The sequence below is a fragment of the Streptomyces sp. NBC_00829 genome, assembly GCF_045161795.1.
Taxonomy (GTDB): Bacteria; Actinomycetota; Actinomycetes; order Streptomycetales; family Streptomycetaceae; genus Streptomyces.
This window is the reverse complement of record NZ_CP108867.1, coordinates 8,140,342-8,151,830: the sequence shown is the minus strand read 5'-3', so window position 1 is coordinate 8,151,830 and position 11,489 is coordinate 8,140,342. Positions and strand designations below refer to the sequence as shown.

Below are 11,489 nucleotides of genomic sequence, written 5' to 3'. Positions count from 1 at the left end.
CGATGCTTGTCGCCGTCATCGGCCAGGGCTACGTAGGCCTTCCGCTGTCCCTGGCCGTGGTCCGCGCCGGACACTCGGTGCTCGCCGTCGAAGCCGACCCCGTCCGCCTGCGCGCCCTGCGCGAGGGCCGCTCCTACCTGAGCGACGTGACCACGGCCGACCTGCGCGAGGCAGCCGCCGACGAACGGTTCGTCCCGGTACCGGATCTGACCGGCGCCGAGGCCGTCGACGTCTATCTCATCGCGGTACCGACGCCGGTGACCGGGGCGGGCACACCGGACCTGTCACTGCTGGACCGCGCGATGGACGAGGTCGCGCGGTCCGCGCGGCCCGGCGCCCTGGTCGTGGTGGAGTCGACGCTCTATCCGGGTGCTCTGCGCCGGCACGTCGCGCCGCGGTTCACGCGCGTCTCGGGACTGCGTCCCGGCACGGACGTGCACCTGGCCTGCAGCCCGGAACGTATCGATCCGGGGCGGGACGGCGACCATCGGGAGGTGCCCAAATTGCTTGCCGGGCTGGATGACACGGCGACGGCAACGGCACATGCCTTCTACGCGACGGTTTTCAAGGACATGGTCCCGGTCTCCAGTTGTGAGGTCGCGGAGTTCGCCAAACTGCTGGAGAACACCTTCCGCTATCTCAACATCGCGTTCGTCAACGAACTCAGCGTCGCCGCGGATGCCATGGGTGTCAGCTTCCGTGAGGTCGTCGCGGCTGCCTCCTCCAAGCCCTACGGTTTCCTGCCCTTCTCCCACGGTCCCGGAGTGGGAGGTCACTGTCTGCCCAACAACGTCCGGTACCTCGGGCACGCGCTGGCAGCGGCCGGGACGCCCAGCACCCTGCTGGAGTCGGCCCGGCGGGTCAATGAGTCCCGGCCCGCCTACGTCGTGGACCGGCTGCGACGCTCGCTGGTGCGCCGAGGCGGCGATCTGGCGGGAGCCGAGGTGCTGTTGCTGGGGCTGTCCTACAAGGCCGGGGTGCCCGACATCCGCGAGTCGCCCACGCTCGCGATCGGCGACGCGATCGCCTCGGCGGGCGCCCGGGTACGGATCGCGGATCCCCGCGCCGACACCGGCGACGTCCGGTTGCCGTCGCTGGTCGAGCTGACACCGCGGCAGTGCGCCCGCAGCGACGCGGTCGTTCTGGTGACCGACCACGACGAGATGGACTACGACATGGTGCTTGCCCACGCGCCCTTGCTCCTGGACTGCCGCGGCCGCTTCAACCATCCCCGGGTCGAGCAGTTGTGAACGAGAGGTCCGATACCGGGACCGGCAGCATCCACCGCGTCCGGTCCCGCAGGCGTCGACGTCACTTGTGCCAGGCCGCGCGCTCCGTCTCGGGATCGGCCGCGGCCCGCATCAGCCGGCGGGCCCAGCCGTAGACCATGGGTGACCAGTTGAAGCCGTAGCCGGGCCCGACCGTGTCCCACAGATCCACGAACTTCAGGATTTCCACCAGCGCACTCACCGGCTTGGCGATCCGCCAGGCCAGGGTCAGGTCGTCCGGGCCGAGAGCGTCGCCCCAGCACGCCAGGTACTCCCCGACCGCGGTGGCGGCCTCGTCATCGGTGGCGCCGTGCAGCCAGGAGGCCAGGTCGAAGAAAGGGTGGGAGACGGAGGCGAAGCTCCAGTCGTAGAGAAGGAAACTTCCGTCCGCGTTGCGCACCGCGTTGCCCATGTGGAAGTCGCCGTGCACCAGCGTCAGCGGGATGCCCAGTGCGTCCAGTGCCGCACACCGGTCCTCCAGCCACGCCCCCGCGGACAGCCAGCGGCGGGTCTCCTGGCCGTCGAGTGTGCGGAAGCCGTCGAGAGGTTCGTCCCGGGTTCCCCACACATCCTGCCGGGCCAGAAGTTCCGGTACCCGCCGGGCCACGTCGGCCGGCCCCAAGGTCGGACAGCCCAGGGCGGTCAGGTCGGATGTCCGGTCGACCAGGGACCGCTGCATCTCGGCGAGCGCGCTGAGACAGCCGGTGCGCTCCCCCGCAGTCAGGTCCTGCGTCGGGACACCGCCGAAGTCCGGGCTCAACCACCAGCCGTCCTCGCGGGAGTTGCCGACGATCCTGGGCAGCCGGTCCGGCCATCGGGCGGCAAGATAGCCGATCACGTCCGGTTCCAGTGCCAGGTGGGGCAGTACCGATTTCAGGTAGTGGGCGCCGTGGTCGGTGTCGAACCGCAACACACAGGACATGCTCCAGAGTTTCTCCTGCGTCGGTGCGCCGGTGTGCCTCGCGCCCAGTCCGGCCAGCACGTCGCCGGTCCACCGGGTCGCCTGTTCGTACCAACCGGGGCGCAGCCAGGCCGGCTTGGCCGCGTCGGCGCCGGCGGCCCGTCGGGCGAGCCAGTCGCGAACCAGGTCCGCCCGGTCGCCGATGCGCTCCAGTTCGGCGCCCTCAGCCCAGCGCAGGCCGGCCGGCGGGGCAGCGGCCGGATCGCGTGGTGCGACGACGAACGCCGTGTAGCCGAGCGGTTCGAGAATCGTGGCCTCCAGACCGGTCGCTCGCGCCAGTTCCTCGGTCAGGCGCCGGTCGGAGGGCGCCCACTTACCGGGAAAGCCGAGGCTCGGCAGCCGCGGCCCGCCCTCCGTGTCCCGAACCAGCACGGCGGGCCGTACCGGGTCCGGCGCGATCACGTCGACGTCCACATGCGACAAGGAAATCGCCCCTCTCGTTCGGTCAGTTGCTCAATACAGCGTAGTCAATATAGGCTGTCACATACATTTTCACAGACCTTCGATTGCGTGCGCACCAAACGTCGTGCGACCAGTCAAGGGGAGGAGATTGCTCGTGGAGCACGTGGCGGACCACCCCCGCGAGGTACTGGTCACCGGCGGCTGCGGCTTCATCGGGCGTCCGCTCGTCGCCGCTCTGGTGCGCCGGGGATGCCGGGTACGGGTGCTGGACGACCTCTCCACGGGTACCCCCGGCTGTCCGCCGGGCGCCGAGTTGACCGTCGGCAGTGTGCTCGACGCGGACACGTTGCGCGAGGCCGCACGAGGCGTGGACCTGGTGGTCCACCTCGCCGGCGTCGTCGGCATGCGGCTCGCCACCCGCGAGCGCGAACTCGCCCACAGGGTCGCGGCGGAGGGCACCCGACTGCTGCTCCGCCACACCGGGGAGGCACCGGCCGTCCTGTTCTCCTCCTCCGCCGTCTACGGACTCAGTGACATCGCGACACCGATGTCGGAACGGCAGCCGGTGGACCGCACGGTGCCATTGCGCTACGACGGTGGCGTGCCCGGGTACGCCACCGGCAAATGGGAGATGGAGCAGCTCGGGCTGCGCGCCGCACACGACCGGCCGGTGCTGGTGGTGCGGCCGTTCAACGTGGTGGGAGCCGGTCAGGTGTCCCGGTACGGGATGGTGGTGCCCTCCTTCGCGGAGAGGGCACTCGCCGGAGGCACGCTGACGGTGCACGGCGACGGACGGCAGACGCGTTGCTTCTCGGACGTCGACGAGTTCGTCCGGCTGGTGCTGCGGTTGATCGACACTCCCCGGGCATGGGAGCCGGGAGGAGCCGTGGTCAACGTGGGCACAGCGGCGCGCACATCCGTCCTGGAACTGGCGGAACTGGTGGTACGGACGGTCGGCCGCGGGGACATCCGGTTCCGCCCGTACGAGGAGGCGTTTCCGGGGCGGACCGACGTACGGCACCGGGTGCCGGACGTGTCCCGCCTCGCCGAACTGGCCGGACCGTCCCGCTGGCCGTCGATCGAGGAGGTCGTGGGCGCCACGGTGAACCGGCTGGCGCCCACGGGCTGAGGGGCGTAGGCGCCCTGGCATACGAGGCGTCCACTGCCCCGTCAGCGCACAGCAGCTCTTCCGCGGTCAGCCACCCTGGATCCGCGCCAACCTCCTCGCCCGCTTTGCCGAGACTGAGCGGGAAGCCTGGCTCGGCGTCGGCCAAGCACCCCGAAGTTCCGTGTTCGCGGTGTTGCTGATCGCCCGGCCGGGCCTGCGCAAACCGATGGGGCATGCCTCCCCCCGCGGCGCTGGACAAGCGCATCGCGATCAGCCGCCGGATGCGCGTACTCGGCTACCCGGTCGAAGGACTTACGCCGAAGTTGCGGTGCCGCAGCCGGACGCCGTCGACGCCGACGTCATCGAGCCGTCGACGCCGTACCGGGTCGATGCACCGTCCCGGCGGACGTGACCATCGTGCGGCTGCTTCGAGCCGCGAAGTCAACCGCCACGCAGTGGCGCAGGGACACCGGCAGGGCGTGTTCCCGGTACCAGGTCATGGCGATGTTCAGGGGCACCCCGTGGACCGAGTGCAGACGCCAAAGGTTCAGGGCATGGTCCTCGGGGCTCCGGCCCGGCCGTAATTCCCGGAGGAAGCGGTCGCGTCCCGAGGCGAGCACCCTGGAGAAGGCCTCCATCTCACGGTCGATCAGGGCCAGCTGGTCGGACGTCAGCGGAGGAAGGCCCAGAGGGACGCGCACCAGCCGGTCCGCTTCCCTCACCAGCCGGGGCAGCTGGTCCAGGGTGCTTCCGAACCGTACGAGTTCGGCCCCGGCCTGTCGTAGCGGTCGCCGCACGACGTGGTCCGGCCCCCGGGCGCCTGGCACGGCTCCGGCGCCCAGAAGCAGTGCGGCGGTGAAGGACCGGTCAGTGAGCAGTCGCAGGCTCCGCGCAGGCATCGACGTGTGCACTTCGTGGACCACGAAGTCGCGGATGGTGTTGATCAGCGGGGCCAAGCGGGTGGAGCCGTAAGGGTCGGCTGTGCCGCCGGCCGCGGACAGGAGCGAGCTTTCCAGAATCACGGCCTCGAACACGGGTCGGCCGCTCAGGAGCGTGCCGCTGCGGCCCGTCGCCATCCTGAAGTGGAGGTATGCGAGGAGCAGGAATCGGCCGCACCGGCAACCGGGCTCGCAGTTCAAGGAGCAGGGGGGACCGGCTGCGACGTGAAAGGTCAGGCAGGGGCCGAGCCGGGGGTGCATGCGGGCAGGCGCCAGATAGGGACTCTGGTCGAAGGCGAGCTTTCGCGATCCGACGCCGAGTCGGGCCAGTGCTGATGTCACAGCGCCGGCCTGCCCCGGAAGCGAAGCAATGACCGAGACGGTGTCCGCTCGGTCGATACCTCCTTCCGCCAGGGCTTCCATGACTTCCGCGATCGCTCCGGCGAGCGGTCGGTCACCCGCCCATGCCGCAGTCAGTACCCGTTGGGCGGTGAGGGGCACGGAAGCCGGAGGAGCTTCCAATCGGTCGGTATGGATGGACCACCGCAGAGAGTAAGCCCCTCCGCCGCGACGCGGGACGGAGCCGAGGAGGTGGTCCGGCCAACTGGCTGCCGCATACGAGGCGAAGGACGTGCTCCCAGCGGGAACCAGGCCGGGCGGCAGTTGACGGTGGTAGCGGTGCGCACCGAGTACTGCTGCCGCCAGCTCCAAGGCCCCGGAGCCGCTGGTCGGACCCCTGCGCTCGCTCGTCATGAATATCACTGCCCCTGTGAATATTACTTTAAGTGACTCAATAGTGACTCACTATAACTCGGATTAGAAAACTGAGTCAATCTTGACCGTCGGGACAGGGTGAGCCCAGAGCGAAAGCCGCAGGTGAGCAGGTGACAAAACGGAAATAAAGCGGCATTTCCGTTCCCCGGTCGACCATTGACAAGAGGCCGTTGAGACTGACAATATGCGATTGCTTTTAATGAATGCCCGAAAAGGACTACAAGGAGATTTCTTGAAGCGCGACGGATTTCTGACCCGCTGTATTGTGTCGGTGCTCATGCTGCTGTCTTCCTTAGCCCTGGGCGGAGTGGCCCCGACGGGCCGGCCACTGCCCGGCACCGTGGTGCTGGCGGGGAACGACGCCGACTTAGACGGCGACATTCCCCTGTGCTGCTGACGGTGCGCAGCAGAATGTGCACTGCACCCGAGCGGCCGGGATCGCCGAAAGGGATGAAGCGGCACTTGGGCCGCCGCAAGCCCCCGCCGGGAGGAATTCACCGGCGAGCTGCCACTCCGCCCGGCCTTGAAGGTCCCGAAGGAGGTCCGTCAGAAGGACCCCAGCGCTTGCGGGAAACTCCCCTGCTCCGTGGATACGGGCCCCGAGATGTCCCGGAGACGCGGAAGGCGACCGGGGAACCGGATTCGCTCGACTGCCTCGGTCCGGGCTCGCCCCCGACTCGACTCAGTGCGCGTGCCTGGCCTTGGGGAGGTTGCCGAAGAGGCTCTCTCGGCGGCCCACGCACCGCATGCTCTGCTTGTAGGCCCACAGGGCGCGCTCGTCCTCGCCGCACGCCTCCAGGATTTCGGCCAGTTCGGCCCAGGCGAAAGCGGCCTGGCGCCCCGCCTCGGAGGCTTCCAGCATCAGCGCCCCACGCTCGTACGCGGCCTGGGCGCCCTCCCGATCGCCTTGGGCCAGTCGGGCCGCGGCCAGCACCAGCAGCGTACGGGCACTCTCCAGTCGGTGCTCGGGCCCCAGCAGGTCCAGCGCTTCGATGGCCTGGTCGACGGCCGCGGCGGTGTTGCCCGTCATGAACTCCGCGCGAGCCAACGCCGTTCGACAGTAGGCCAGGTCCACGTTGCTCCCCACTTGGCGCAGCGTGTCGATGCTCTGTTCCAGCAGGTCCTTGGCCGTGTTCGCCTCCGGCTGCCCCGATTGCAGAAGTACGACCGCGTAGGCGTTGCGCAGTCGCGCCAGGGCTCGGTCGTCCTCTCCTTCGGCGTAGATGGCAAGGGCCTTCTCGATGAGCACGAGGGCATCGGCGGTGCGGCCATTGCGGTGCATGACGACACTGGCGTTCCAGTAGGCCGCGCCCAACGCCTTCGGGTCGCTGATCGTCTGTGCCTGTTCTATGGCCTGGGAGGCCAGATAGGAGGCGCGGTGGAGGTCGCCGCGTTCGGAGTAGACGCCCACCAGGGTGGAGAGCAACTCCACGCCGATGACTGTCGGTGCCAGGTGAAGCTCCTCCAAATCGCTCAGCGCGGTCTCGGCGATTTCGATGGCGTGCGAGAGGTCACCGAGTTCCCGGTAGCAGCGGCACAACGCCGTGACCACCGTCAGTCGCGATGTCGTGGCGCGACTGCCGGCGGCCTCCGTACGCAGCGCCTCGTAACGGACGACCGCCTCTTCCAGCCTGCCCGCGTGCTCCAGGGACCGGGCGATGCCGAGCTCCGCGGTGTACCAGATCTGCGGCTGCGCCGCCGCGGTGACCTTGGTCTGCACCGCCTGGTATGCCTTGAGCGCGGCCGTCGGGTCCCCGTTGAGCAGGACGACCTCGGCGTACCGGAGCTCCACCTCCAAGTCCTTGATGTCCACCGGCACCGGTCCGGTCATCGCGGCAAGCTCATCGGGGTCGCAGTTGAGACGCTCCGCCAGCTGGCGAAGCACCTCGGCCGAGGGGACGCGCTTGCCCGCCTCAAGCAGCGAGATGTAGCTCGCCGACAGATTGTCGCCGGCTAGTTCCGCCTGGGACAGACCCGCGGTCCGACGCATTCGACGGATATACGACCCCAATGTTGGGGAGCTGGGATGCATCCCTCTCTCCATTGACTGATTGGACGTGTAAGTAAACTGGCCAGTCAAGCTTAACCCGACTACCCGCCACCACGCACAGGTCGTGAGAGGGTATCTGATCGATGTTCAGGATGTTGTGGGCAGGTTGTCGGTTTCGATTCGCCGGTTTGATGTGGATTCTCCGGTCGGTTCGCGGGATATTTTGCCAGCCATCGCCCAGTGGATCACGTCCAGGATCTCCGCGGCAGGGCGTCTGTCACTCCTTGGCCAACATGCCCTGTAGTCGGCCGACCTGTTTGCCCAGGCGCCAGGCGAACGCTCGCCGTCCTTCGGGGCGACGCAGACGAGTGAGCTCCTCGGCGGTTGTCCTCCACTGCCGCAGGTGCCGGCTCCAGGTGGTCCAGGGAATGCCGTAGTCGGCGTACTCGCGCCGCAGCACCATGCCGTCGCAGCCGTTGGACACGCCCTGCCGGTACAGGGCGAGCAGTCCCTGCCGCAGCCTGAGCAGGAGCACCGCCTCGTCCACGACGTGCAGTTCATGGCCGAGGGCCAGCCGTGCCCGCCAGCACAGATCCGCGTCGTGCAGCCAGCGGATCGATTCGTCGAAGCCGCCGAGTTCGAGGAAGACGTCGCGCCGTACTCCGAGTCCGCCGGCACCGGCGTGGGGGAGGAAGCCGAACATCCGGTAGGGCCGCGAGGGCATGGGTCTGGGCGAACCGGCCAATTCCCTGGGGTCGTTGAGTGAGCTGAAATCCAGGACCGGGCAGACGAGCACGCGCTCGGCCAGGCCCTCGCCCATGGCCTGGAGGTAGCCGGGGCCCACCACGTCGTCGGCGTCCAGGAAGAGCAGCGCTCGCCCCCGCGCGCAGCGGGCGCCCTGATTGCGCGACGATGCCGCACCCCGGTGCCGCTGATTGACCAGCACCCTCAGCTGTGGCAGCCGTTCGGCGAAGGAACGGGCCAGATCGGCCGAGCCGTCCGTGGAGCGGTCGTCGATGACGATGACCTCCCAGGAGAAAGCGGTGCGCTGTGCACTCAGCGCCGCCAGCTGCTCGCCCAGCGTGGCCCGGGCGTTGCGGCACGGAATCACCACGGTGAGGCCGGGAGCCACTTGCTGTTCCGTCATGCCGAACCCTTTCTGAACCTTTGTGACTCACTGCTTGACAGATGAGACAATATTTCTGTCATAATTGAGTGTCAATATCTTTCGATCTGTCGACGAACGGCACTTCGTCCCAGCTTTCTGTGCCGAAGCCGACTGGCCGACCCCCGGCGGAAGGAGCACGCACATGAACGGATCCGCGCAGGTGATCCCCCCGCCACCCCCTCCCTTCACGGCGTGCTCCGACTGGTCGCCGGGGTTGAGCGAGCAGGTGGCGGCCCACCGCGAGCAACGCGCCGACCGGACGCTGCGGGCCCTGGAGGCGCTGTCCGGTGCGCCGGTCGGCAGACCGCGCCCGGGCAGCGTGCTGGACTACGCCCTGCTTCACCATGCGCTGGAGCGCTGCTCGGCCGCTGCGCGGTCCGGCGACAGCGCCGAGGCCCACAGCGCCCTGGCGCTGTGGGCCGGCCGCGAGGACCTGCCCCGCCTGCCCGGGGCGGGCGAGACGATGGCTGTGGAAGCCACGCACATGGTGAGCCATCACCCTCCGGGGTTCGACGACCCGGTGTACTGCGTTACGGACCAAGCCGTCGTCGGCGCCGGTCGGGCGCACCAGCAGGCGTTCCACGACATCCTCATCACAGGCCGGGCACTTGCGGTGACGGCCGGCTTCGGGCCGCTGCTCACCGACGCCTGCGGCGTGGTGGTCCGGACCGGGACACAGGCGCCTGGTCTGCTGCCCCACAGCTACGCCTTGTCGTTCCTGCCCGGCACCGTGTTCATGGAGCAGCCGGAAGCAGCGGAGACGGCAGGCGAGGTGCTGGTCCACGAGTCCAGCCACTCATGGCTGAACGAGTGCCTGGCCGCGGAGGGCGCGGTGTTGCCCGCACAGCCCTGGCTTCATTCCCCTTGGCGCGGAGAGCCCCGACCGCCGCACGGCATCCTGCACGCGGCCTTCGCCTTCTCCAACGTCGTCCTCTACCTCGCGTCGCTCCAGGAGCGGCCTGCCGGCGCCGACTGCCCCCGGCAGAAACGACTGACCGCCGAGTGCCGCGTCTTCACCGCACATCGGCGCGACATCGACAGGGTCCTCGCTCTCGTGCCCAGCCCCGCAGTGCGGGAACTGGTCGGCGAACGGCTGTCACTCGTGGATGCCCTCGGCCCGGACGCCCGGCCCCGCTGAGCACCCCGGCTCACCCCTCACAGGCCCACAGGTTCCGGCGCGCAGCCGCGCGCCGGGGCGGCCATCGGCCCACGCCAGCTGTGCCGCCGTTCACCCACCATCCCCAAAGGAGACACACCATGCAGGAAATCAACTTCGACCAGTTCGCCGAGGCCGTTTCCGAGGTCGAGATCGACAGCGACGTGCGCCAGATGGCGCACTCCTCCTCCGTCTCCTCGCGCACCATGCACCAGGTCGCGGAGAACGTGGAGAGGCAGCAGGTCGCGGAGAACGTCGAGGGCTGAATCCGTTGCCGGGCCTTCTCAGCCCCCTGACGTGACCGCTGCGGGGCGGCGGGCCTCGGGCCGACGCGCCCCCGCCGCCCCGTGGCAACGGTGCCCCGCACCGCGGAAGGCCGCGCTGACACGTCCGGAGTCGCGCGGGGCAGGCACTGGCCGGCGTGGTCGACGAGGCGGTCGGCGCTGCCGAATGCGCCCATGTCGCCGTCGGTGGCCGCGATGACCAAGACGCCCATCAACTCATGACCAAGAAAGCAGGGCGACACGATGGACCTGCAGTTCCCCGCTCCCGGGGACACACTGCTCACGATCCTCAAACTGGTCGGCGAGACCTGCAACATCAACTGCCACTACTGCTACGAGCGGCGCAAACCCTACGAGCAGGCGCTGCGCCTGTCGCCCGACACCCTCCGACGCTTTTTGAACAAGTGCGGCGACCGACCACTCGCGCTGGAGCTGCACGGCGGTGAGCCGCTGCTGCTGCCTCGTCGCCGCATGGCGCAGCTGCTGGAGGTCATCAGGCAATACCCCGGGCCGGTGAGCGTGGCGATGCAGACCAACGGCACTCTCCTGGACGACGCCTGGCTGGACTTCTTCGACGAGCAATGGCCCGACATCGAGATCGGGGTGAGCCTGGACGGCGACGAGGAGGGCAACGCCCACCGGGTCGATTTCACCGACCGCCCGGTCTACCACCGCATCACCGCCGCGCTGGATCTGCTCGGACGCCGCGGCCGGGAGGTGGGCGTCATCGCCGTCGTCACCAGGAAGATGCTGGGCCGGGCGCCCCAAGTACTGGAGAACATCGCCCGCTTCCCGTGTGTCAAGGCGATCAAAATGTCGCCGTGCTTCGACTACAACGTCGTCAGCAAGCAGTACCGCACCGCCAACCGGCGCTCGCTCGCCGTTTTGAACCCGGACGGCGTGGGTGTGCCCGGCTGGGCCCTTACGCCGACCGAGTACGCCGACTTCGCCATCGAGATGTACGACACCTGGCGAGACCTGGACCTGTACCGGCAGTTCACGATCGAGCCCTTCATCAGCGTCATCCGAGCGGTTGCCGGGAAGCCGAACTCCTTCGAGTCCTTCAGCGACCGCAAGACCCCGTACATCGTCACGCTCTACCCCGACGGCCGGATCGGCACCTCCGACGAGCTGTCCCTTCCCCATGGCCTTCTGGGACACCTCAACGACCGCCAGAGCCTGGACGAGATGGTCTCCTTCGCGCACCGTCCCAAACTCCGCGCCGACCTGCAGCGCGTCCTGACCTCCTGCTCCGGGTGCAGTCATCTGAGCACCTGCCGCGGCGGCATGCTCGGCGAGCGTCTGCGGTACGAGGGCTCACCTCTGGCGGACGAGTACTGCGACGCCCGCAAGCGGCTCATCGACCACGTGGCCGCCACGGTGCCCACGGGAGTCGCGTCCGCGGCCTGACCACCCAAGACACATTCGGCGAGAATCGTG

10 protein-coding genes are annotated in these 11,489 nt (G+C 68.8%); 6 read left to right on the top strand and 4 right to left on the bottom strand.

All coding sequences use genetic code 11. The features are described 5' to 3' along the window. Positions 1-2: 2 nt before the first annotated feature. Positions 3-1,250, top strand: a complete 1,248-nt coding sequence (locus tag OG293_RS36320) for a nucleotide sugar dehydrogenase (protein WP_406003000.1) — start codon at positions 3-5, stop codon at positions 1,248-1,250. Between the two features lie 61 nt (positions 1,251-1,311). Here OG293_RS36320 and OG293_RS36315 read toward each other — a convergent pair whose 3' ends face one another. Next, the gene (locus OG293_RS36315) at positions 1,312-2,643 is read right to left on the bottom strand and encodes a phosphotransferase family protein (protein ID WP_406003821.1); all 1,332 of its coding nucleotides are present in this window, start codon (positions 2,641-2,643) and stop codon (positions 1,312-1,314) included. Positions 2,644-2,785: 142 nt separating this feature from the next. Here OG293_RS36315 and OG293_RS36310 point away from each other — a divergent pair, with 142 nt between their 5' ends. Next, a complete protein-coding gene (locus OG293_RS36310) occupies positions 2,786-3,760 on the top strand; it encodes an NAD-dependent epimerase/dehydratase family protein (RefSeq protein ID WP_406002999.1) in 975 nt (324 codons plus the stop codon). Positions 3,761-4,098: 338 nt separating this feature from the next. Here the strand turns inward: OG293_RS36310 and OG293_RS36305 are convergent, their stop codons facing one another. Beyond that, on the bottom strand, positions 4,099-4,815 hold the full coding sequence (locus tag OG293_RS36305) for an alanine--tRNA ligase-related protein (protein ID WP_406002998.1): 717 nt from the start codon (positions 4,813-4,815) through the stop codon (positions 4,099-4,101). A gap of 868 nt (positions 4,816-5,683) precedes the next feature. On the opposite strand from OG293_RS36305, the gene OG293_RS36300 reads away from it, so the two are divergent. Continuing rightward, entirely contained in the window at positions 5,684-5,848 is a 165-nt protein-coding gene (locus OG293_RS36300) for a hypothetical protein (protein ID WP_406002997.1), read from the top strand. A 285-nt stretch (positions 5,849-6,133) separates the two neighbouring features. Here OG293_RS36300 and OG293_RS36295 read toward each other — a convergent pair whose 3' ends face one another. Both OG293_RS36295 and OG293_RS36290 read right to left on the bottom strand, forming a co-directional pair. Next, on the bottom strand, positions 6,134-7,483 hold the full coding sequence (locus OG293_RS36295) for a helix-turn-helix domain-containing protein (RefSeq protein ID WP_406002996.1): 1,350 nt from the start codon (positions 7,481-7,483) through the stop codon (positions 6,134-6,136). Between the two features lie 235 nt (positions 7,484-7,718). Next, positions 7,719-8,588 carry a glycosyltransferase family 2 protein gene (locus OG293_RS36290; protein WP_406002995.1) on the bottom strand — a complete coding sequence of 290 codons (870 nt, stop codon included), beginning with the start codon at positions 8,586-8,588 and terminating at the stop codon, positions 7,719-7,721. Between the two features lie 163 nt (positions 8,589-8,751). Here OG293_RS36290 and OG293_RS36285 point away from each other — a divergent pair, with 163 nt between their 5' ends. From OG293_RS36285 to OG293_RS36275, 3 genes are all read left to right on the top strand, one after another. Next, entirely contained in the window at positions 8,752-9,747 is a 996-nt protein-coding gene (locus OG293_RS36285) for an aKG-HExxH-type peptide beta-hydroxylase (protein WP_406002994.1), read from the top strand. A gap of 119 nt (positions 9,748-9,866) precedes the next feature. Next, entirely contained in the window at positions 9,867-10,031 is a 165-nt protein-coding gene (locus OG293_RS36280; protein WP_406002993.1) for a hypothetical protein, read from the top strand. 261 nt (positions 10,032-10,292) lie between these two features. Beyond that, positions 10,293-11,459: a radical SAM protein gene (locus OG293_RS36275; protein ID WP_406002992.1), complete on the top strand. Its 1,167-nt coding sequence runs from the start codon at positions 10,293-10,295 to the stop codon at positions 11,457-11,459. Positions 11,460-11,489: the final 30 nt, after the last annotated feature.